The sequence below is a fragment of the Paucibacter soli genome (assembly GCF_037482845.1).
Taxonomy (GTDB): Bacteria; Pseudomonadota; Gammaproteobacteria; order Burkholderiales; family Burkholderiaceae_C; genus Paucibacter_B; species Paucibacter_B soli.
Window position 1 is genome coordinate 246,892 of the sequence record NZ_JBBHJW010000002.1, and the last position, 21,048, is coordinate 267,939.

General features: G+C 69.2%; 18 protein-coding genes. 8 read left to right on the top strand and 10 right to left on the bottom strand.

Translation table 11 applies throughout. From position 1 onward, the window contains the following. Positions 1-5: 5 nt before the first annotated feature. Positions 6-1,937 carry a methyl-accepting chemotaxis protein gene (locus tag WG898_RS05860; protein ID WP_339601826.1) on the bottom strand — a complete coding sequence of 644 codons (1,932 nt, stop codon included), beginning with the start codon at positions 1,935-1,937 and terminating at the stop codon, positions 6-8. A 447-nt stretch (positions 1,938-2,384) separates the two neighbouring features. On the opposite strand from WG898_RS05860, the gene WG898_RS05865 reads away from it, so the two are divergent. Genes WG898_RS05865 through WG898_RS05900 form a run of 8 tightly spaced genes read left to right on the top strand, consistent with a single transcriptional unit; the run spans position 2,385 to position 10,154 of the window. Next, on the top strand, positions 2,385-3,767 hold the full coding sequence (locus WG898_RS05865; protein ID WP_339601827.1) for an alkaline phosphatase family protein: 1,383 nt from the start codon (positions 2,385-2,387) through the stop codon (positions 3,765-3,767). Between the two features lie 36 nt (positions 3,768-3,803). Then, a complete protein-coding gene (locus WG898_RS05870; RefSeq protein WP_339601828.1) occupies positions 3,804-4,667 on the top strand; it encodes an EboA domain-containing protein in 864 nt (287 codons plus the stop codon). A 17-nt stretch (positions 4,668-4,684) separates the two neighbouring features. Further along, positions 4,685-5,611, top strand: coding sequence for a TatD family hydrolase (locus tag WG898_RS05875; protein WP_339601829.1), 927 nt, complete (start codon positions 4,685-4,687; stop codon positions 5,609-5,611). Positions 5,612-5,648: 37 nt separating this feature from the next. After that, a complete protein-coding gene (locus tag WG898_RS05880; RefSeq protein WP_339601830.1) occupies positions 5,649-6,860 on the top strand; it encodes a 3-dehydroquinate synthase in 1,212 nt (403 codons plus the stop codon). Next, on the top strand, positions 6,857-8,056 hold the full coding sequence (gene eboE / locus WG898_RS05885) for a metabolite traffic protein EboE (protein ID WP_339601831.1): 1,200 nt from the start codon (positions 6,857-6,859) through the stop codon (positions 8,054-8,056). Before WG898_RS05880 ends, eboE begins: the two co-directional genes overlap by 4 nt. Beyond that, positions 8,053-8,928 carry a UbiA family prenyltransferase gene (locus WG898_RS05890; RefSeq protein ID WP_339601832.1) on the top strand — a complete coding sequence of 292 codons (876 nt, stop codon included), beginning with the start codon at positions 8,053-8,055 and terminating at the stop codon, positions 8,926-8,928. The genes eboE and WG898_RS05890 overlap by 4 nt, the downstream gene beginning before the upstream one ends. Then, the gene (locus tag WG898_RS05895; RefSeq protein WP_339601833.1) at positions 8,925-9,248 is read left to right on the top strand and encodes a 4Fe-4S dicluster domain-containing protein; all 324 of its coding nucleotides are present in this window, start codon (positions 8,925-8,927) and stop codon (positions 9,246-9,248) included. Before WG898_RS05890 ends, WG898_RS05895 begins: the two co-directional genes overlap by 4 nt. A 15-nt stretch (positions 9,249-9,263) precedes the next feature. Further along, the gene (locus WG898_RS05900; RefSeq protein WP_339601834.1) at positions 9,264-10,154 is read left to right on the top strand and encodes a 2OG-Fe(II)-dependent halogenase WelO5 family protein; all 891 of its coding nucleotides are present in this window, start codon (positions 9,264-9,266) and stop codon (positions 10,152-10,154) included. Between the two features lie 18 nt (positions 10,155-10,172). Here the strand turns inward: WG898_RS05900 and WG898_RS05905 are convergent, their stop codons facing one another. The 9 genes from WG898_RS05905 to WG898_RS05945 are packed head-to-tail and all read right to left on the bottom strand — an operon-like array spanning position 10,173 to position 21,034. Further along, on the bottom strand, positions 10,173-12,620 hold the full coding sequence (locus WG898_RS05905) for a VWA domain-containing protein (protein WP_339601835.1): 2,448 nt from the start codon (positions 12,618-12,620) through the stop codon (positions 10,173-10,175). Further along, positions 12,617-14,206, bottom strand: a complete 1,590-nt coding sequence (locus WG898_RS05910) for a hypothetical protein (RefSeq protein ID WP_339601836.1) — start codon at positions 14,204-14,206, stop codon at positions 12,617-12,619. Before WG898_RS05910 ends, WG898_RS05905 begins: the two co-directional genes overlap by 4 nt. Then, a complete protein-coding gene (locus WG898_RS05915) occupies positions 14,200-15,099 on the bottom strand; it encodes a DUF58 domain-containing protein (protein WP_339601837.1) in 900 nt (299 codons plus the stop codon). Before WG898_RS05915 ends, WG898_RS05910 begins: the two co-directional genes overlap by 7 nt. Continuing rightward, the gene (locus WG898_RS05920) at positions 15,081-16,124 is read right to left on the bottom strand and encodes an AAA family ATPase (protein WP_339601838.1); all 1,044 of its coding nucleotides are present in this window, start codon (positions 16,122-16,124) and stop codon (positions 15,081-15,083) included. The genes WG898_RS05915 and WG898_RS05920 overlap by 19 nt, the downstream gene beginning before the upstream one ends. Beyond that, a complete protein-coding gene (locus tag WG898_RS05925; protein ID WP_339601839.1) occupies positions 16,091-17,230 on the bottom strand; it encodes a hypothetical protein in 1,140 nt (379 codons plus the stop codon). The genes WG898_RS05920 and WG898_RS05925 overlap by 34 nt, the downstream gene beginning before the upstream one ends. Positions 17,231-17,237: 7 nt before the next feature. After that, positions 17,238-17,741, bottom strand: a complete 504-nt coding sequence (locus tag WG898_RS05930; protein WP_339601840.1) for a hypothetical protein — start codon at positions 17,739-17,741, stop codon at positions 17,238-17,240. Then, positions 17,738-19,219, bottom strand: coding sequence for a hypothetical protein (locus WG898_RS05935; RefSeq protein WP_339601841.1), 1,482 nt, complete (start codon positions 19,217-19,219; stop codon positions 17,738-17,740). Before WG898_RS05935 ends, WG898_RS05930 begins: the two co-directional genes overlap by 4 nt. A 4-nt stretch (positions 19,220-19,223) precedes the next feature. Next, on the bottom strand, positions 19,224-20,312 hold the full coding sequence (locus WG898_RS05940; RefSeq protein ID WP_339601842.1) for a prenyltransferase/squalene oxidase repeat-containing protein: 1,089 nt from the start codon (positions 20,310-20,312) through the stop codon (positions 19,224-19,226). Further along, the gene (locus WG898_RS05945) at positions 20,309-21,034 is read right to left on the bottom strand and encodes a hypothetical protein (protein WP_339601843.1); all 726 of its coding nucleotides are present in this window, start codon (positions 21,032-21,034) and stop codon (positions 20,309-20,311) included. Before WG898_RS05945 ends, WG898_RS05940 begins: the two co-directional genes overlap by 4 nt. Positions 21,035-21,048 lie beyond the last annotated feature (14 nt).

Genomic DNA, 21,048 nt, shown 5'->3' on the forward strand with positions numbered 1-21,048 from the left:
GACGCTCAGGCGGCCAGCTTGAACACGGCCGCTGCGCCTACAAGTTCCTGGGCCTGGTTCTGCAGGCTCTCCGCCGCTGCGGCGCTTTCCTCGACCAGTGCGGCGTTCTCCTGGGTGGTTCGGTCCATCTGGCTGACGGCCTCGCCCACCTGCGAGACGCCGGTGCTCTGTTCGGCGCTGGCGGTGCTGATGGCCGCGACGATCTCGGAAACGCGCTTGATGGAGGCCACCACCTCGGTCATGGTGCTGCCGGCCCGGTCCACCAGCAGCGTGCCTTGTTCCACCCGTTCGACGCTGGCCGAGATCAGGCTCTTGATCTCCTTGGCCGCCTGCGCGCTGCGCTGCGCCAGGCTGCGCACCTCGCTGGCCACCACCGCGAAACCGCGCCCCTGCTCGCCGGCGCGCGCGGCTTCCACCGCGGCATTCAAGGCGAGGATATTGGTCTGGAAGGCGATGCTGTCGATGGTGCCGATGATGTCGGAGATCTGCTTGCTGCTGTCGTTGATGTCGCGCATGGTGTCCACTACCTGGCTCACCACGCTGCCGCCAGCCACCGCCACGGTCGAGGCTTCGTGGGCCAGCTGATTCGCCTCCTTGGCGTTGTCGGCGTTCTGCTTGACGGTGGCGCCCAGCTGCTCCATCGCTGCGGCGGTCTGCTCCAGCGCGCTGGCCTCCTGTTCGGTGCGGCTGGAGAGGTCGTTGTTGCCCTGGGCGATCTGGTGCGAGGCGGTGGCCACGCTGTCGGCGCTCTGGCGCACCTTGCCGACGATATGGCTCAGCTGCGCGTTCATGTCGGCCAGCGCCTGCATCAGCTGGCCGATCTCGTTGCTGCCGCGCACTCTTACCGCCACGCTGAGGTCGCCCACCGCCGCGGCGCGCGCCACCTGCACCGCCTCCTTGATCGGCAGCGTGATGCTGCGCACGATCGCCACCGACAGCGCCACCGAGGCGGCCATCAGCAGGCTCAGCGCCAGCAGGATGAGCAGACGGGCGCGCTGCAGGCCGCTGGCGCGCTGCTCCAGCTGCTGGGTGAGCAGCTCGCAGGCCTGGGCATTGAAGGCGTAGACCGCGTCGATCGTGTCGGTGAGGTTCTGGAAGTACTCGGGGGCGGCGAGCTTCAGCTCACTGGCGTCGATCACCTCCTGCCTGGCCAGGCTCAGGGTCTTGCTGACCTGGGCCTTCAGGGCCTCGGCCTTGCTGGCGAGGGCGGTCTTCAGCTCGGGGCTGCCCTTGGTCGCCTTGCTCAGCTCGACAAACTGGGTGCTCAAGTATTCCTGGGCGCGCAGCTGCAGCGCATGCAGGGCCAGCTTGCCTTCGGGCGGCACGCTGCCGGCGCTCAGGTACATGCTGCCCTGGGCGCGCAACAGGCCCAGCCGCTCGGTGAGGCCGGGTGCTTGCACAAAGCTGGCCATCACCAGCGCGTAGAGCTCGGGCTTGGCCTCCAGGCTGAGCGCAAATTCATCCAGCATGCCGTCGCCCAGCGCCATCAGCTGTTCGATCAGTTGGGTGTGCTGGCCCGAACTCTCGGCGGCCTTGAGCGTGCGCCCGGCCACCGCCTGCTCCAGAGCGGCGAAGCCGCGCTTGCGTTCGGCCGTGGCCGCCTGCAGCGATGCCGATGCGCCCGCTGCTTGCAGGCTGGATTCCAGCAGGGCATAGGCCTTGCTCAGTGCTTCGGCGGTCTGCGGCCGCTTGGCCGCCAGCGTCTCATTGCCGGCCAGCATGCTGGCCGAGAGGCCACGGTGTTGCTGCGTCATGCGTATCACCTGCTGCAGCGCCATCACCGGCGCGGCCCCGCGTGCTTCCAGTTGGGCGGTGGCAATCTCGGCCGAGCTCTGCTTCAGATACAGCAGGGTCGGCAGGATGATCATCACCAGGGCGACGATGCCGAGCAACAGGAATTTTCGAGCCAGGCTCAGCTGGTGCATGAACGAAGACATGGGGGCCTCATCGGGAAATCGCGGACATGCCGGCATTGCGGCAGAAACAGTCTGTGATTCTTGGTGTGCCGGCCTGGAAGCCTCTTGACCCAGGCCAAGGTCACTTCGGGTAAACCCGTGAATTTGTGGCGCGACGCTGCATCCACGCGGCCGTTGGGGCCGCCTCTTGCCCCCCCCGACCTGCAGGTTCGCCAAGCCCGAATCGCCCGCTACACTGCAATGGCAGATGCCCTACACGGGTCCGCCGGGGGGGCGTCGCGGCGACGGGAGTACGCAATTGCACCAAGCATCCAACGCTGCTGCGCCGAACCAGCGCGGCGCGACGCAACTGGTCGAGGAATATGCAGCTTCAGCTTGCACCCGGCAGTACCCGAAGGCCCGATCGGCGCCCGGCGGTGCTGCTTGCCGGTGCGGGACTGGTGCTGCGGCAGGCAAGCCGCGCGCGGCATGACGCCGACCCTGGTGCTCAACGTCGTGGGCCTGACGCCCACCTTGCTGCAGCATGCACCGCGGCTGCAGGCGCTGGCGGATGCAGGGGCGATGCGCCCGCTCACCACCGTCCTGCCAGCCGTCACCACCACGGTCCAGTCGACCATGCTCACCGGTTTGGCGCCGCGGGATCATGGCATCGTGGCCAATGGCTGGTACTTCCGCGAGCTGTCCGAGGTTTGGCTGTGGCGCCAATCGAACCGCCTCGTGGGGGGCGAGAAGGTCTGGGAGGCGGCGAAGCGGCGCGACCCCGCCTTCACCTGCGCCCAGTTGTTCTGGTGGTACAACATGTACGCGAGCGTCGACTTCGCGGTCACGCCGCGGCCCATGTACCTGGCGGACGGCCGCAAGTTGCCGGACATTCACACCTACCCAAGCGAGCTGCGCGACGAACTGCAGGGCGCCCTGGGCCAGTTCCCGTTGTTTCGCTTCTGGGGACCGGGCGCCGACATCGAATCGAGCCGATGGATCGCGCGCAGCGCGCTGCATGTTCTGGAGCGCCAACGGCCGACGCTCACGCTCGTCTATCTGCCGCACCTGGACTACGACCTGCAGCGCTTGGGCCCCAATCATCCGGACATCCCCGCGCAGGTGGCTGCCGTCGACGCGCTTTGCGAGCCGCTGCTCGAAAAGGCCCGCGCGCTTGGCGCCCATGTGGTGGTGCTGTCCGAGTACGGGATCACCGAGGTGTCACGCCCGGTGCATATCAATCGGGCCCTGCGCGAGGCGGGCTGGCTCAAGGTGCGGATCGAGCAGGGGCGCGAGCAACTCGACGCGGGGGCCAGCGATGCATTCGCGGTGGCGGATCACCAGCTCGCGCATGTGTATGTGGCGCGCCCGGAGCTGCTGCCCGCCGTGGCAGAGTGTCTGGCGGCGCTGGATGGCGTGGAAACGGTGCTGGACGCAAGCGGCCAACGAGCGGCGGGACTGGACCATGCACGCTCGGGCGAGCTGGTCGCCGTTGCCAAGGCAGACAGCTGGTTCACCTACTACCACTTCATGGACGACGCCCGCGCGCCGGACTTCGCGCGCACCGTGGACATCCACCGCAAGCCCGGCTACGACCCTGTCGAGCTGTTCATCGACCGCCGCATCCGGTTCCCGCGACTGACCGTGGCGTCGCGCCTGGCGCGCAAGGCGATCGGCATGCGCTATCTGATGGATGTCATCGGGCTCGACGCGACGGTGGTGCGGGGATCGCATGGTCGCCCCACCGATCGGGCGCAGGACGGCCCGCTGTTCATCAGCAGCGCGCCCGAGCTGCTGCAGGCGCCGGGGCCGGTGCCCGCCGCGGCGGTGAAGCAACTGCTGCTCGACCATGTGTTTTCGGGCGCGGCATGAGCAATTGGCGCGCGGCAAGCAAACGGGAGGCGAGGCATGAGTCCTGGTGAAGCGGTTTTGCAGCATTGCTTGGAGCGGCGCCTGGATACGGCCGCGGCGCAGTGGTTGCGCGAGTCCGCGGCGAGCCTGGCGGACGGCGGCACGGAGCGCGAGCTGTTTCGCTGTGTGAGCCTGGTCGCGCGCAAGCTCGGCAAGGCCGAGCTCGCGCCGGATGCGGCGGCACTCGCCATGGCCGAGCAGGCGCGCCCGGGCTGGAATCCCGCGTCGTGGACGGTCGATCAGGCCGGCCGCATCCGGCTGCTGCTCGCGTCCACGGTCGACAGCGACACCTTTGTGCGTCGCCTCGACCAGCTCTGTGCCACCGCGGACCTGGACGAGTTGGTGGCGTTCTACCGCGGCCTGCCGCTCTATCCGGATCCACCGCGGCACCGCCTGCGCGCGGCCGAAGGCGTGCGCACGAATATGAAGGTGGTATTCGAGGCGGTCGCGCACCACAACCCCTATCCGGCCGAGCAGTTGCCCGACGACGCCTGGAATCAAATGGTGCTCAAGGCGCTCTTCGTGGGCAGCAAGCTGGCGCCCATCGTCGGCCTGGACGCCCGTGCCAATGCAGGGCTGGCGCGCATGCTGCATGACTATGCGCACGAGCGCTGGTCGGCGGCCCGGCCGGTGAGTCCGGAGCTGTGGCGCTGCGTGGGCCCGTTCGCGACCGGCGCGCTGCTTGAGGATCTCGCGCGGGTGCTCGAATTGGGTACGCCACCCGAGCGCGCGGCCGCGGTGCTTGCCTTGCGCAGCGCCGATGACGCGCAAGCACGCCAACTTCTTGCGCAGCATGGCGCCCTGCGCGATGCGGTGCTCGCGCGCGGCACCGACTGGGCATCGGTCCACGAGTTCAACTGACGAAGGGAGACGCCATCATGCAGTTCATCGACCCCCACATCCACATGTCCTCGCGCACCACCGACGACTACGAGCGCATGAAGGCCGCGGGCATCGTCGCCGTCATCGAACCGGCCTTCTGGCTCGGGCAGCCGCGCACCAATGTCGGCAGCTATATCGACTATTTGTCGAGCATCGTCGGATGGGAGCGCTTCCGGGCTTCGCAATTCGGCATCCGCCATTACTGCACCATCGGGCTCAACAGCAAGGAGGCCAACAACGAGGCCCTCGCCGAGGCGGTGCTGGACATATTGCCGCGCTACCTCGCCAAGGAGGGCGTGGTGGCGGTGGGCGAGATCGGCTACGACGATCAGACCGCCATCGAGGACAAGTACTACCGGGCACAGCTGCTGCTTGCGCGCGAGTTCGACATGCTGGTGATGGTGCATACCCCGCATCGCGACAAGAGAGCGGGCACGATCCGCAGCATGGAGGTCGCCGTGGAAATGGGCCTGGCGCCGAACCGCGTGGTCATCGACCACAACAACGAGGAGACCGTGCGCGATGTGCTCGACCGCGGCTTCTGGGCCGGCTTCACCCTCTATCCCAACACCAAGATGGGCAGTGAGCGGATGGTGGAGATCGTGCGCCAATACGGCAGCGAACGCATCTTCATCGACTCCAGCGCCGATTGGGGGGTCTCCGATCCGCTCGCCGTGCCCAGGACCGCACAACTCATGCTCGAGCGCGGTATCGCGCCCGAGCATGTGCAGGCCACCTGCTACGGCAATGCGCTCGCCGCCTATGGGCAAAGCGGCCAGATGCTGGAGTCGCACTGGCAAGGCCCCAACACCGTCGACCAGCGCTCGCTGTTCGAGGGCAACACCGTGCTGCGCGGCCAGACCCCGCGCGTGGGCGAGTTGCCCGAGAGCGCGCAAATGCTGGATACCGTGGCCATCAAGTAGACCCGTCGTCGCCAGCCGGCACAGGAGCCCTGCGATCATGAGCGCCCAGATCACCAGCCTGCCAATGCGCAGCGAGGATAGTTCCGCGGTCTATTTGCAGACCTTCTCGGTTCGCTACGAATACCCGGTTTGCTTCACGCAGCATCTGTTCGCGCGCGACAACCCGGTGTTCCGCGACACGCTGTTGCGGCGCGAACCGGGGCGGCGCCATCGATTCGTCGTCTTCATCGACGCCAACGTCGCCGCCTCCTTTGCGTCGCTTGGCCATGACATCGCCGGTTATGCGGGCCAGCATGCCGAGGCCATGGAACTGCTGGCCCATCCCGAGGTGGTGCCTGGCGGCGAGCATGTCAAGAACGAACCGGCGCTGCTCACCCGCCTGCAGCACCGGCTGGTGGAGCTTGGGGTCGACCGGCATGCCTTCGTGGTCGGCATCGGTGGCGGCGCATTTCTCGACCTGATCGGCTACGCCGCGGCAACCACGCACCGTGGCATTCGCCACATCCGCGTGCCCACCACCGTGCTGGCGCAAAACGACTCCGGCGTGGGCGTGAAGAACGGCGTCAATGCCTTCGGAGTGAAGAACCTGCTCGGCTGCTTTGCGCCGCCATTTGCGGTGTTGAACGATGCCGATTTTCTGCGCACACTGCAGCCGCGCGACAAGATCGCGGGCGTGGCCGAGGCCGTGAAGGTGGCGCTGATCCGCGACCGCATGTTCTTCGAATGGCTGGAGGCCAGTGCCGCCGCCTTGCGCGACTGCGAACCCGCGGCCATGAGTCGGATGATTCGGCGCTGCGCGGAACTGCATATGCGCCAGATCGCGCAGGGCGGCGATCCATTCGAGACCGGCAGCGCCCGGCCACTCGACTACGGGCATTGGTCGGCCCACAAGCTGGAGGCGCTCACCGCGCACGAACTGCGCCACGGTGAGGCGGTGGCCATCGGGCTGGCGCTGGACGCCCGCTACTCGGTCCAGATCGGCATGCTGGCGGCGGGCGGCGAGGACCGGGTGTATGCCTTGCTGAAGCGGCTCGGTTTTCATCTGTGGCATCCGGCGCTGGAATCCCGCGACACCGACGGCCAATGGCAGCTGCTGCGCGGTCTCAAGGAGTTTCGCGAGCATCTGGGCGGCGAACTCACCATCACGCTGCTGCGCGAGCTCGGCGTCGGCGAAGAGGTGCATCAAATGGATGCCGATGAAATCTTGCGCGCCTTGACCTGGCTGCGGCGCCAGGAGTACGGCGCATGAATCTGGGTGCCGGCGTCCACCTCACCTATTGCAGCAATATCCATCCGGGCGAATCCTGGGCCGAGGTGCGCGCCAACCTTGAGCGTTATGTGCTGGCCGTACGCGCACGCCTGGTGCCGGACGACGAATTCGGCGTGGGCCTGAGGCTGTCGGCGCGCGCCGCCGCCGAGCTGTCCGAGCCCGCCGTGCTGGCCGAGTTGCGGGACTTTCTCGTGCGCAGCCGCATGTATGTCTTCACCATCAATGGCTTCCCCTATGGCACCTTCCACGGCACCCGGGTGAAGGAGGAGGTGTACCAACCGGATTGGCGGGATCCTGAGCGGCTGCGCTACAGCAATCAGCTGGCCGACCTGCTCGCCGCACTGCTGCCCGCCGATGCCGAGCTGCAGGGCAGCGTGAGTACCGTCCCCGGGGCGTACAAGGCAGCGCTCGGTGGTGCTGCTGATGTGGTTCTGATGGTCGAACACCTGCTGCGTCATGTGGCCCATCTGGTGGCCTTGCGCGCGCGCACCGGGCGGCATATCGCCCTCGCGCTCGAACCCGAGCCGGACTGCTTTTTGGAGACCATCGCCGAAGCCGTGGCCTTTTTCGAGCGCGAGCTTCATGGCCACGCGGCGGTGCAGCGAACCATGCAGCTCACCGGACTCGAAGCGGCCGCGGCGGAGCTGGCCCTGCACGAGCATCTGGGCTTGTGCCTCGACCTCTGTCATGCCGCGGTGGAGTTTGAGCGTCCGGCGGACTGCATATGCCAGCTCGAGCTGGCTGGCATACGGGTGCACAAGATGCAGATCAGCGCCGGCCTGCGTCTGCCCACGCTTGACGCCGATGCGCTCGAGGCGCTGCGGCGTTTCGACGATCCCGTCTATCTGCACCAGGTGGTGCAACAGGGACCCGACGGACTCACGCGCTTCGCCGATCTGCCGGCCGCATTTGCCTCGCTGACGCATGCCTCGGCCGAGCTGGAATGGCGCGTGCATTTTCATGTGCCCATCTTCCTCGACCGGCTGGCGCCGTTTGCGTCGACGCAGTCCTTTGTGCGCGACATGCTGGCGATCCAGCGCGTCAGGCCGGTGTCGGCGCATTTGGAGGTCGAGACCTACACTTGGGGCGTGCTGCCCGAGGCGTTTCGCTGCGGCACGGTGGACGCGGACGTGGCGCGCGAGCTCGCCTGGGTAAGAACGGAGTTAGGCGTTTGAATCTGACCATTGCATTACGGCTTGGGCGTATCTCGAATCTGCCCACGGTTTGGAGCAATGTCCTGGTGGGGGCCATGCTGGCCGGTGGCGGCTCGAGCGCGCCGCTGCTTCTCCTGCTGCTGATGCTGGCGCTTTCGATGTTCTATGTCGGTGGGATGTTCCTCAACGATGCCTTTGACCGGGAGTTCGACGCGAGGCATCGGCCCGAGCGCCCGATTCCGGCAGGGCAGGTATCGGCGCGCCAGGTCTTCGTCGTCGGTTTCGCACTGCTGGCGCTGGGCATGGCGGGGGTGGCCTGGGCCAGCCGCGGCCCCGACGGCGTCCCCGCTTGGCGGGCGCTCGCCGCAAGCGCCGCACTTGCCGCGGCCATCGTGCTCTACAACAGGCATCACAAGGGCAATCCATTGAGCCCGCTGCTGATGGGCCTGTGTCGTGTGCTGGTGTATCTGACCGCTGGGTTCAGCCTGGCGACGGTGCTGCCGACTGCCCTGTACCTGGCAGCGTTCGCCTTGCTATGCCATTTGATCGGGCTCACCTATATCGCCAAGCAGGAACACCTGGATCGCATCGGCGCGCTCTGGCCGCTTGGTTTTCTTGCCGTGCCGGTGCTGTACGGAGGCACGCTGGCGGTGGCGGCGCCGCTCGTTTGGCTGCCGCTGCTGATCTATGTGGCGGTGCTGGCCTTCGCCCTGAATCTGCTGCGTCGCCGTGCGCGCGGCGACGTGCCGCGCGCCGTCGTGACGCTGATCGCCGGCATGTCGGTGCTGGACGCGCTCATGCTCGCTGGCAACGGGCAGATGCTGCCTGCGGTGCTCGCGATGGCGGCGTTCGTGCTCACGCTGGCCTTGCAGAAATGGGTGTCGGGGACATGAACAAGCAGTTGATGGCCATGCCAGCAGACACCAACATCAACTGCAAGGGCGAGCCTGGGCGCGTTGCGCCGGTGATTGACCGCAATCGTTGCGAAGCCAAGGGGGGATGTGTCGAGGTTTGCCCCTTCGATGTGTTCGAGATCAGGCCCCTGGAGCCGTCCGACCGCGCGGCGCTCTCTTTTTTCGGCAGCATCAAGGCCTGGGCGCACGGCAACCGGCAAGCCTATGTGCTTCGCCCCGACGCCTGCCATGCCTGCCAGTCGTGCGTGCAGGCCTGTCCCGAGGACGCCATACGGCTCGCTCCCTATCCAACAGCTTGACGCGAGGCCTTGGCCATGCCCACACCAGTCCCTTCACTCCCTGCAGACCCAAGCTCGCGCCGGCCGGTCCGCTGGCTGGACGTCGATGCGCGCGACCTTGCCGGGCTCGCCAACGGCATCGAGGATATGTATGACGACGCTCTTGATGTGATCCTTGTCCGGGGTGCCTTCGATGCCGCGACCTTGGCCGAGGCGGGAGCATGGCTCGACGCGGACACGCATGCGCTCGACTGGTCGCGCCCGAACGCGAAGATGCCGGTGGAAGACCTGCAGCTGCTGGGCACGGATAACCCGGCGACGCCGACCTTTCAGGCGCCGCTGGGCGCGTCGCTGGAGGCCTACCTCGGCAGCGCGGCCAGGCATGCCCGCGCTGCCGCTGCGGTCTTCAAACCGGATTTCGATGCCAGCGCCGAGATCCGCGCCGCCTTGAGCCGTTTCTCGGGCGGGCGGCCCGTTGAGGTGCCGCGTGCGAGCGACGGCCGCTCGTATGTGCCCTTCACCATCCGCCGCCTGGTCGACGGCAAACAGATCGGCATCCATCACGATTACCACTACCGGCTCGAGCTGTACCGGGAGCTGTCGGAGCGGCTCGACACGCGAACCTTGATCAGCCATGTGGCCACCTTGCGCGCCCCACAGGAGGGCGGTGAACTCTTCGTCTACGGTGCCACCTCGGACGCCGGCGACCTGCCCAAGCTGCCCAATGGCTATGCCTACGACCTGCCGGCCATCGAGGCGCGCTATGACTGCGCGCGCTTCGTGACCAAGGCCGGGGATTTGTTCCTGCTGGCCGCCGGACGCTGCCTGCACCGGGTCGGCCGCGTCGGCGGGCCGCAGGCACGCATCACGATGGGCGGGTTTCTGGCGCTGGACAAGGCGCTTGAGCGCGTGCTGTTCTGGAGCTGAGGCCTGCGCTGTGTGGCCTTAGCGCGGGCGTGTTCGCCACCGCTGCAGCCATGCCCGCGCCGTTGTTCTGGCGGCGCCCACGCCCAGCCGGTCGAGCAGAACGCCTGCCACGAAGAGCGCCAGGGCCAGCGCTAGCAGCGTGCGATCGGGCGGGCGCGGCGCCTGCTCGCGATCCGGCGCCGGCAAGCCCGGCCGCCAGGCTGCGATGAGCCCCGCCTTGCGCCAGCTATCCAAGGCCGGGTTCAGGCCCCAGGTTTCGGATTCGGCTCGCTGGCGGCGCAGGTGCAATTGGCGTTGCAGACCCTGCTGCGTCGTGCTCAGCAAGGTGTAGAGCCCGGGGGCCGTGTCGGGCAGCGTCGCTCGCAAGCGTCCCGGGGCGACCAGGTCCATGGTCAGCCGGCGTTCGCCCGGCGTGCCCGGGCCGGTCACCGCGATGGCCATGCTGGCGATGCCGGCGTCCGATCCGGGCGGGACCTCGGCCTCGAGCTGCAGCCCGAGCGGCAGATCGCTCACCGTCAGCGCCGCTGCCCCGCCTGGCGGCGTGCCGCTGATCCAATCGGCCAGCCCACCGGCCAAGCGCGGCCAGGCGCGCCACGCCAGCCATTGCGGGGTCCACGGCCCCAGTCCGCAGCTCAGCGCGACCACGCGGCCGCGACCGACCCGCTGGAAGGCCAGCAGCGGATCGCCGCGCTCGCTCTGCACCGCCACCACGGCCTCGGCACGTGCGCGGGTAACGTGGTGGGCCGCAACGGCGGGCCAATCCTGCAGCGCTTCGGGCGCGAACGGCAGGGCGGCGCGCTGCGCCACGGCGATAGCTCCACGCTCGACCCGGGCCCGACGGCGCTCGACCCCCGCGCGCATCGCAAGCGGGAGCTCGGCGGCCTGATCCACATGCAGCACCTGACCCGCTGCCGGGTCAATCAGCCGCCGCATGGCCTGGACGTCGGCATCCGGCCCGACGGCCAGCGCGATCGTCTCGATGCGCGCGCGTTCGAGCCGCGCGCGCAGCTCGGCGAGCGGCGCATCATCGAGAAAACCGTCGGTGACGACCACCAGCATGCGGCGCGCGGCGCCGGCGCGTTCGAGTTCGCCAATTGCCGCTTCCAGCGCCGGTGCGAGTTTGGTGCCGCCGCTTGGGCTGGTCTGCCAATCGCGCTCGATGGCCAGGGTGCCGGCCGCGGCGTCGCCGAGCGGAAGCAGCAGGCGCGGCGCGACGTCGAAGACCAGCAGGCCCAGCTGATCGCGCCCGCTGAGCTCGCGCGCGGTCTCGCGCACCGCGCGTTGGGCGAGTGCAAAGCGATCCACACCGCCGCTGGACTGGCCCATGCTGCCCGACTTGTCCACGACGAACATGATTGCCGCCGGCTGATCCAGCGACGCCGGCTCCGACAGCAGGGGCAATACCGACTCGAGCGCCGACTGCCGGTAGCCGCCCAAGGCAAAGGAACGCTCGCCGCCCAGCACCATCAGGCCGAGGCCGCGCTGCTGCACGGCGTCCACCAGCGCACGCCAGAAGCGTGTGCCGGCATCCTGGATGGCAACGTTGTCCAGCACGATGGCGCGGTAGCCGTCGAGCCCGTCGGCAAGGGCATCAAGCCGCGCCGCGGCGACGACGTCGAGCGCCCAGCCGCCCCGCCGCAGGCTGGACGCCAGCGTGCCGCCGTTGGCCCCCTGCACGTAGAGCATCGAGGCGCGCGGTGCCACGTCGATGACGGCGGCGCCCGTCTGGGCATCCAGAGCACGCAGCGCGCCTCCATCGTCCTCCTGCAGCATCACATCGACGAGCATGGCGCCGCTGTGGCTGGCCTCGAGTTCTAGCGTCGCCCGGCCGTCCGCATCGGCCTGGCCGCTGGCGGTCTGGATATCGCCCTTGCTGCTGCGCGCGCTGGCCTGGATGCGCAGCGTCGGGTCCAGGGCACCGGCCAATTGCACCGTGAGCTGCAGACGCTGGCCAAGCAGGGCGCGGTGCGGCGCCAGCACCTCGGCGATGCGGGTTGGCGGCGGCGTTCGGCCCACCGCGAGCCACTGCAGCGGCAGGCCCGCCGCGCGCGCGGCCCGCAAGGCGCGGGCCAGGTCGCCCGCGTTCTCCTGGCCATCCGAGATCACGACGACGCCCGCGAGCGGCGCTTTGGCATGGGCGGCCAGGGCTGCTTCCAGCGCGGCCTCGATATTGGTCGCCAACGGATCGAGGGCGGACGCTGCGGCGCTGCTTGCCGCGGCCGGCGCGTCAGGCTTGCCGGCGAATTCGAGCAGCTGCAAGTCCTGCGTAGCTGCCGCTGCTTGCACGACCGCCGCGATGGCCTGGTCGGTCTCCGCGCGCGGCATGCTTTGCGATCGATCCACCAGCACCCACACGCGCGGCTGGTGGCGCAGGTCCAGCCATGTGTGACCCAGCAGGGCCAGGCCAAGCGCGACCAGCGCCGCCATCTGCAGGGCCAGCGCGGCAAGGGTCCTGGCCGCGCTCATGCGGACCCCGCCCGCCCTGGCTGCTCGCGCAGGCGAAGCCATTGCTGGGCCAGGGCGCCGATTTCCCACAGCAGCACCAGCAGGGCGATGGCGAGCAAGGGCCGCGCCAACTCCTGCTCGATGCGCGCGGCGCTGGGCAACTGGGCGCCGGCCGTGGCAGCCGCGCTGGCGCGCGCCGCCGGCACCACCCTGGACGCGTTCGCGCCGCGCTCGGTGACTGCGGTCGCGTCGAGCAGACGCTGGCCCAGCAAGCGCTCGAACAGCAGGTTCACCAGCAGCGGGATCGCCGGGTCGCGCGCTGCCGCGGTGAAGTCCAGCGAGGTTTCGATCAGTGGTGATGCGCCAGCCCGCTCGATGATGAGCGGCGAGCCACCCAGCGCGAGCAGGACGGCATCCGCCGGCTGGGCCTGCAGCCGCGCCGCCAACTGAGGGCGGGCGATGTCGAAACCCCTGCGCCGCGCCTCGGCCAGGGCGGGGGACCATTGCAGCGCGCCGGGCAGCCGCTGCGGCAGGCTGTCCGCAAGCACGCGCAGCGTTGCCCGGCCCTGGTTCGCGCGGCGCGAGCCGCAGTCCAGCTGGGCCTCCACATCGCTGGCGTCCTCGGCCGCCAGCGCCAGCGCAGGGTGTGTGGCCAGCGCGGCCAGCAGCGCACTGGGGCAGGCCGGGTCGGTGGCGACCCGATGTCGGCGCAGCGCGGCCAGATCGAGCTGGAGGGTGTCGTCCTCGACAAGCGCATCGCCGGGTTGCAGCGTCGCGCGCACCTGGGCCGCGGCCGGTATCAGCGCATGCACGAGAACCGCTGCGCCGGCATCGATATGCTGGGTCGATCGGTATGCCTCGCCCGCTTCGGTCGCGATCACGAGCAGCCGCGTCTCGGCGGCGTTGCCGCCATTGCTGAGCTTGAGCAGCAGGTCGAAACTGCCCGGATCCTGCAGCCTGCGGCGCGCCGACAGCCGCTCCAGCCCGACGTTACGCTGGACATCGCCCACCTGGATGATGCGGTCCGGGCGCCGGCCCTCGGGCCAGTCGAGTAGCGCGGCATTGGCGCCATCGGTCAGCAGCCAATGCTGGCGCTCGCCATGCAACAGGGCCGCCGGCGGCGCTGCTGGGGGTGTCTGGCGCGCGGCGCCGGCGGCAATCCCTGCGGCACTCGCCGCGGTGAGCGCGTCCTGCTTGAGCCAAGGCTGCGAGAGCGTGCGGACCTCAACGTCGGCGGCGGCCCCGAGTTCGGCCAACTGTGCTCGCGCCTGGGCCAGACCCTCGCTGAGCCGGCTGCCCTGCGCCTCGCGCGTCAACATGCTGATGGAGTCATCGACCCACAGCGTGAGCAGGGTGCGTGGCGCCGTCAGCTGCGGCTCGGCCAGCGCCAGGCAGAGCAGCGCTGCCAGGAGCGCGCGGCGGCGCCATGCCGGGTCGGGCGGGCGGCGCAGGCCTGCCATGCTCTGGGTAGCGGTCGCGCCGCGCCACAGGCCCAGATGGCTGACGGGCAGGGTGCGACGGTGGCGCCCGCCCCGATGCAGCCAGCGTATCAGCGGCAGCAGCCCCAGGCCGAGCAGAAACACCGGCGCGACCAGGCTGATCAGCATTGCGAACGCGCCTGCACAAGATGCTGCAGCAAGCCTTGCTGCCAGGGCAGGGCGACGTCCCAGTCGGTGAATGGCAGGCCGCTGCTGGCGCAGAAACGACGCAGCCGGGCCGTCATCGCCGCACGCTCAATTGCGGCGAGCCGGTTCGCCTCTGCGCCGGCCAGCATGGGCATGCGCGCGCCGGTTTCGACGTCCAGCAGATCGACCTCACCCGCCTCCTGCAGCCGGGTCTCGGCGCCATCGCTGAGCTGCACGACATGCAGGGCGGTGCAGCGCTGGCGCAATGCGCTCAGATCCCTGCACATCTCCGCGTCCGCCAAGAAGTCGCTGAGCGTGAAGACCGATGCGGCGCCGTGCAGATGCTGGGCGCAAACCCCGAGTTCGGAACGCTCGCCGCTGCGCGCCGGCTGCAGGCTGGACAACAGGGCTGCGATCGCAGCGTAATGCTGGGATCCACGGCCGCGCGGGCATTGCGCCAGCACGCGCGTGCCAAAGGCCAGCAGGCCCACCCGATGGCCGAGCTGGAGCAGCGCATAGCTCAAGGCCGCACCCATGCGGACCGCGGCCCGCCACTTGGCGCCGCCATGCGCCGCCATCGACGAGCTGAGGTCCAGCAGCAGGGTCCAGTCGGACACCGATTCGGCTTCGAAGCGGCGCATGATGGGCCGCCGCCGACGCGCCGTCTGCCGCCAGTCGATATGCCGCACTTCGTCGCCCGGTGCATAGTCGCGGTGATCGAAAAACTGGCTGCCGATGCCAGCCCTGCGGCGTACGGTGCGCGCACCTTGCGTGCGTGCCAGCCGCTCGATCAACAACTGCGCGACGGCGGACGCGAACACCTGCAGCTCCGCCTCGCTGGGCAGCACGGCGCGCATCAGAGTCGGCGTTGCCATCCGTCGATGATCGAGGACAGCACGCCGTCCGCGTCGAGCCCGTCGAGCTCGCTCTCCAGACGCAGCAGGATGCGGTGGCGCAGCACCGGCAGGGCATTCACCGCGAGGTCGTCAACGTCGATATGCGAGCGCCCCGCCATCAGCGCGCGCACGCGCGCGGCCCGGATCAGCGCCTGCAAGGCGCGCGGGCTCGCACCGTAGCGGATATGTCGGCGGGCCTGGTCGGAGGGGCCGGATGCGCCACCCCCCTCGCTCGCCTGCGTGGCCATGATCAGCTCGACCGCCGCGTCCTTGCAGCGTTCACCGAGCAGCACCGTGCGGCAGAGCTCGGTGATGCGCAGCACATCGGCGGGGCCGGCGATCGGCGCCAGCGTGTCGGAGGGCTCGGCATCGAGCGACACCTCCAACATCTCGCGCAGCGTGGCGCGGCTTGGAAAGGGCACCGTGAGCTTGCACATGAAGCGGTCCAGCTGCGCCTCGGGCAGCGGGTAAGTGCCTTCGAGCTCGATCGGATTCTGCGTTGCCAGCACGCAAAACGGGCGCGGCAGGCGGTGGGTGGCACCCGCGTGCGTGACCTGGTTTTCCTGCATCGCTTCCAGCAGGGCGGCCTGGGTGCGGGGTGTCGCTCGATTGATCTCGTCGACCAGCACGAGCTGCGCAAACACCGGGCCGGGCCGAAACACGAAGGACGACGCGCCCCCCGCCGCCGTGGCGTAGACCTCCGCGCCCGTGACGTCCGCAGGCATCAGGTCGGGCGTGCATTGCACGCGCGCCCACTGCAGCCCCAGCGCAGCGGCGAGCGCCTTGGCGAGGTGGGTCTTGCCGAGCCCGGGCAGCCCTTCGATGAGCACATGCCCGCCCGCGAATACCGCGGTGATCAGCTGGGTGACGAGTTCTTCCTGGCCGACGATCACGCGGGTTAGCAGTGAGCGCACATCCTGCAGTCGACGATGGGCGTCGGCGTAGGCGCTATCGGCGACGGTTGCCGCACTCATCGTGTTCGTCCGCTCGACTTTTTCATCCATGCTTGTACATAGCTCGTCTCGGTGGGGCTCAGTTCGGTGCCCGCAAGGGCCGCAGGCGGGGTGGCGGCCGCGGCTTCCCCGAGTCGCGACACCGCAGCGCCTTGCGCCTCGGGCCTGGCCGGCTCGTAACTGGCCAGGCCGTCCATGTCGGCCTGCAGTTCGCTCGCTGCAGCGCGGGCACTCGACGCCGATCCTTTCTTTTCTTGCGTGTTCATCCTACCCTGCCGAGGTCGCGCGCCGCCAGCATCGATGCGCGCCTCGCGCGCTTCATTCGCGCCAGGAACACCCGGGCCGGAACCGGCCTCGCGCCCCGAGGCATTGCCAGTACCTGCCCCTGCCGTGAGCGCCGGGCTCGCCTGCGCTGCGCTGGCCGATGCCTGCTCGGCGTCGGCCCGGGCCGGTGCGGATGCTGGCGCGTCTGTGCTGTTGCCGGCCTGCGACGCCGGCGCAGGGCCGGACTCGCGGCGCTCGGCCACCGCCCGCGCGGCGGAGGCGCGCAAGGCGCCAGCGATATCGTTGAGCCGCTGCGCCGCATCCGGCGCCTCGGCCGCCGCCGGGTCGGCAAGCGCCAGGGCGGGCTCGACGGTGGTCGAGGCTGGGGCAGTACCGGGCCGCGCGGCAGGCGCGCGGCTCGGCAGCGACAGCACCAGGGCGGCCAAGCTTGCGCAGACCGCCAAGGACAGCAGCGCGCGCAACCACGGCGTCGCCGCCGGTCGCTGGGCGAGCTGGCTCATGCCCTGCGGCACCCGCGCCACGGCCCATTGCTCAAGCCAGCGCAGTGCCTGCGGATGAGCGTCTGGCCCTGCTTCGAGCAGGGTGCTGAACGCGGATGCACCGCCGAGCTCGCAATCCGCCCAGATGGCGCAGGCCGGCAGGGCGGGCCGTTGCCAGGCCGCCCAGGCCAGCGCCGCGAGCCAGATCAGGGCCAGGCCCAGCGGAAGGGCCTCGACGGGCAGGGCTCGAATGCTCAGGTGCAGCGCCGCCACGAGCAGCATCAGGCCGGACGAGCTCCACATGCTGCACCGGATGGCCGCGATGCATCGCTGGCGCCACAAATGCCGGCGCACGGCCTTGAGCAGGGTCTGCACAGAGGAGGGGGTGAGCATGGCCAACTCAGTAGCGCAGCAGGGGCCAATGACCCGCCGGGCCCAGCGCGAACCACCATGACGCCGCCAGCGCGGCCGCGCCCAGCGTGGCCAGCAGCTCGGCAAGTTCGGCCCTGCCGCGCAGCGCGCAACGCAAGCCCCATCCAAGCAGCGGCAATGCCAGGCATCCGGCCAGCAGCAGGCATTCGGCGCCCAGCAGCTGCACCAGCGGCGCGGTGCTGGCGGACCAGGCCAGCGCCACCACCGGCCAGGCCGGCGCGACCAGCGCGAACGCAGCCCATGCGCCCGCCCGCCAACCGTGCAGGGCGCTCGCGCGCAAGCTCAGCAGCGCAAGCGCGAGCCCGCGCGCAAGCAGCAGCGCCTGCAGCGCTGCCTGCGCACTGCGGCCCGGATTCGCGCCGCTGTCCAGGGCCAGGCGGGTGCTGCCCAGCCACCACAGGGCGATGGCCGCGGCGACTGCCAGGCCTGTCGTCGCGGCCTGTCGATGCAGGGGCAGAGCTTCTTCTTTCATGGCGGTGGCATGCCGACGAGAAGCCAGCCTTGCGATGCAAGCGGTGCGTCCGCAACCGCGGCGAGTTCGAGCTCCCACAGCGCGGCCGCGGCGCCGGCTGGAGTGCGCGCCAGCGCCGTTCGAATCACCCCGTCGCGCGGCGGCCGGGCGGTCGGCGTGCCGACGAGCGCGCTGCCACCGGGACCAAGGGCTGGCAAATCATGGGCGCGGCCGGTCAGCAGCAGCCAGCCTTGCGGCCAGGCGCGCGTGCCGGCATTGCGGACCTGCTGCACACCGTCGGGCTGCCGTTGGGTCGCGATCGCCCTGGCGATCGGAAAGCTACCCGCATAGCACAGCCAGACCTGGTGGAACAGCCGGGTCTCGAACTCGGCATGGCTAGGCTGTGCGCGGCTGGCGTCGTAGTCGAATTGCATCGCCTGCCTGGCGTCGCAGGGCTGCGCGGCGGATGCCAGCTGCGGCGGGATGGGCACACGGCTGCGTTCGCGCACGCGGCCCGGGAAGCGCTGCCAGGCCTGGTAGCGGGCGACGGGCACGCCGGTCTCGCCCTCGCTCCAGACCACGAGTTCTGCGGCGGACGGCATGACGGGCAGCAGCGCCAGCACCGCCACGGTGGCCAGTGCGGGCGTCAGCAGCAACAGCAGCGGCCGGGAGGCGAGGTAGATGAGCGCCAAGGCCGCCGCGGCGAAGTAGAAGGCGACAAGCAGGCTCACGCGCTGCCAGCCGAGCTGATCCGCCTGTGCCAGCGTGCCGATGTCGGCACCCGCCACCGGCACGCGCGCCGCCAGTGACGCTTCGAGCTGGCGCCTGGCCTCTCGCAGCGATGGCGCCATCATCAGCGCCTGCCCTGAGCAGCCCGCCATGCCGTCCAGCACGCGGCGTACCTGAGCTTCGGTGCTCAAGACCACGACACGGCCGCATTGCGCCACATGCGAGAGCAAGGCGCCGAGTTGGCGTTGATCGAGCGCGCCAAGTGTCGTTGCGTCCAGGATCAGCGCATCCATGCTGGCATAGGCCGAGGCATTGCGCGGCAGGTCGTCGGCCGCCAGTGCGACGGCGTGAAATCCTTCGAGTTGTAGCCCCGCCTCGCCCACCAGGGCCAGGCCCAGCAAGGGCGACTCCGACTGCGCCATTTCGATATCGTGCCGCAGCGGCGGCGCGGCCGGCGTCGTGGCAGTCGTGACGCTCGCGACGACGGTGGCACGACCGACCGTGGGGCCCAGCGGAAGATGCAGTCGCTGCACCCTGCCGGGCTGGAGTTCGAGCTCGGTGCTCAGGGTTTGCTGCCCGGCCAGCAGTTCGAGCCTTGCTCGCGTCGGGGCGCTTGTGCTCAGCCGGATGTCGAGCTCGGTCGCCCGCCCGGGCCGGCTCCAGCCCTGCCAGGCCGGCGTTACCGTCAGGTCGAGCAGCGGCTGCTGCTGGCCCGCCTGCGCGATGCCGCACAGCGCAAGTCCGAGCGGCAGCAGCAGGCGGCGCAGCACTATGTCACTTGAGCGCGTGTTCGAGGGCGATCACGGACCAGGCGGTGACCAACTGCGGCTTGTCTTCCCACCAGGCTTTTGAATCGGGATTGAACCAGCTGCCGTCCGCGCCCTGCAGGCTGACAAGCTTTTCGGCGAGCTCACGCTTCCAGTTATGTTTGAGGCCCTTGCCATCGGTGAAGTTGTCCTCGCCATAGGCCGTCATCACCTTGGCGAAGGCGTTGTAGAAGTAGAACAGGCCGTGCTTCTTGGTCGTGCCGGGGTTGAGTTCGAGCGTGTAGTTCGTCGTCATCCACTTGTAGGCGGCCTGCACACGCGGGTCGTTCTTGTCCACCCCGGCGAACAGCAGGCTGAGCAGGCCAGCGGCGGTCATGCCGCCGTAGGACCCGGTCCCGTTCTCGAACTCGGGTGGGTTCCAGCCGGGCATGTAGACGAAGCCGCCGTCGTTGCCGGCCCATTTCTGGTCATTGCTCTCGCTGCGATTCTGCGATCGGTTCACGAACACCAGCGCCTTCTGCCACACGGGATCCTTTGGGTCGGTCGATGCCGCCTTGAGACCCTCCACGGCGAGGTAGACATTGGACATATCGGGCCGCTCATCGCCGCCATAGCCGATCCCGCCGTAGTAGCGGTGGTCCTGCTTGTAGCCTTCCCCTTCGTCGATCTGGTGCTGGGTCAGGAATTTGCGGGCGGCCGCGATTACCGCCTCGTACTTCGGGTTCTTCGTTGCCGCCAAGGCATTCAGTGAGACTGCGGTGTTGTAGCTGGTGTTCTGCAGCGACTCGCTGATCGAGCCATCGCTCTGGACCTTGGAGAGCACGAAATCGACCTGCCGCGTGATGAAGGCGCCGTCGCCTTCGTTATAGCCTCGATGGCTTTCGAGAAAGGCACGCAGCGACAAGGCCGTGATGCCAACCGACCTGGCCACCGAACCGTCTGCCGCCTGCTGGCCGCGCAAATAGTGCAGGCCCGCATCGACCGCACGCCGTGCCTTCTCGCGCAGGGCCGGATCCAGCCCGTCCGCGGCGTGGGCCGTGGGCACGGCGATGGCGGCGCAAGCCAGCACAGCCAGGAAATGTCGCTTCATCATCATGGCGCGTTCTCCTTCGGGGTTGAATCGGTGCAGGAGTCCTTGCGGGCCAGCGGTCGACGCGAGCGCCGCTGCATCAGTGCGATGCACGCGAGCAGTGAAAGGACCGTGCCGTAGGACCAGCTCAATGTCGCAATGCCGGGATACGAGAATTGCAGATTGGCAAGGTTCGAGTGCTGGTAGAACCACTGATTGCGCAACAAGTCGTTGTCGCTGGCCACCGCAAGGTGGGTGAGCGGGCTGGTGCTAACGAGCATATTGATGAGCCAGTCATGACGCGCCGACAGCAGCTCGCCAAGCGGGCCCAGCCACAGCGGCACTGTGCCCAGGAGGGCCAGTGCGGCGCACATGGTGCGGCCGGCCATTTCGCGGGCGGCGTGCATGTCCACCGACATATCGCACCAGTGCCGCTCGAGCAGCGCCAGCATCGCATGCGTCACGAGCATGATGGGCAGCAGCATCGCGCAGCTGGCGAGGATGCGCGCAAGCGGCTGCGCCGGTGGGCCGAGGCCGCGCAGCAGGAGGGCCGCCAGGCCGGCCGCGGCGCCCGACCAGGCAGCGATACGCATCGCATTGCGTGCCGGCGTGCCGGCGTTGCCCGGCCAGAATAGCGGTGCGAGCAGCCCGACGACGCCCGTTACCGCCACCCGCTGGGCGGAAGGCTGCAGCTCTGCCGCCGTCGCGCCCAGGGCGACGAGCAGCAGCGAGGCGCTCAGCGTCAGCATGCACCAGCGCAAGA

Bases quoted from the DNA above. Each gene is read 5' to 3' on its own strand.
- WG898_RS05860 (WP_339601826.1), bottom strand. From the start codon at position 1,937: ATGTCTTCGTTCATGCACCAGCTGAGCCTGGCTCGAAAATTCCTGTTG.
- WG898_RS05865 (WP_339601827.1), top strand. From the start codon at position 2,385: ATGACGCCGACCCTGGTGCTCAACGTCGTGGGCCTGACGCCCACCTTG.
- WG898_RS05870 (WP_339601828.1), top strand. From the start codon at position 3,804: ATGAGTCCTGGTGAAGCGGTTTTGCAGCATTGCTTGGAGCGGCGCCTG.
- WG898_RS05875 (WP_339601829.1), top strand. From the start codon at position 4,685: ATGCAGTTCATCGACCCCCACATCCACATGTCCTCGCGCACCACCGAC.
- WG898_RS05880 (WP_339601830.1), top strand. From the start codon at position 5,649: ATGAGCGCCCAGATCACCAGCCTGCCAATGCGCAGCGAGGATAGTTCC.
- eboE (WP_339601831.1), top strand. From the start codon at position 6,857: ATGAATCTGGGTGCCGGCGTCCACCTCACCTATTGCAGCAATATCCAT.
- WG898_RS05895 (WP_339601833.1), top strand. From the start codon at position 8,925: ATGAACAAGCAGTTGATGGCCATGCCAGCAGACACCAACATCAACTGC.
- WG898_RS05900 (WP_339601834.1), top strand. From the start codon at position 9,264: ATGCCCACACCAGTCCCTTCACTCCCTGCAGACCCAAGCTCGCGCCGG.
- WG898_RS05905 (WP_339601835.1), bottom strand. From the start codon at position 12,620: ATGAGCGCGGCCAGGACCCTTGCCGCGCTGGCCCTGCAGATGGCGGCG.
- WG898_RS05910 (WP_339601836.1), bottom strand. From the start codon at position 14,206: ATGCTGATCAGCCTGGTCGCGCCGGTGTTTCTGCTCGGCCTGGGGCTG.
- WG898_RS05915 (WP_339601837.1), bottom strand. From the start codon at position 15,099: ATGGCAACGCCGACTCTGATGCGCGCCGTGCTGCCCAGCGAGGCGGAG.
- WG898_RS05920 (WP_339601838.1), bottom strand. From the start codon at position 16,124: ATGGATGAAAAAGTCGAGCGGACGAACACGATGAGTGCGGCAACCGTC.
- WG898_RS05925 (WP_339601839.1), bottom strand. From the start codon at position 17,230: ATGCTCACCCCCTCCTCTGTGCAGACCCTGCTCAAGGCCGTGCGCCGG.
- WG898_RS05930 (WP_339601840.1), bottom strand. From the start codon at position 17,741: ATGAAAGAAGAAGCTCTGCCCCTGCATCGACAGGCCGCGACGACAGGC.
- WG898_RS05940 (WP_339601842.1), bottom strand. From the start codon at position 20,312: ATGATGATGAAGCGACATTTCCTGGCTGTGCTGGCTTGCGCCGCCATC.
- WG898_RS05945 (WP_339601843.1), bottom strand. From the start codon at position 21,034: ATGCTGACGCTGAGCGCCTCGCTGCTGCTCGTCGCCCTGGGCGCGACG.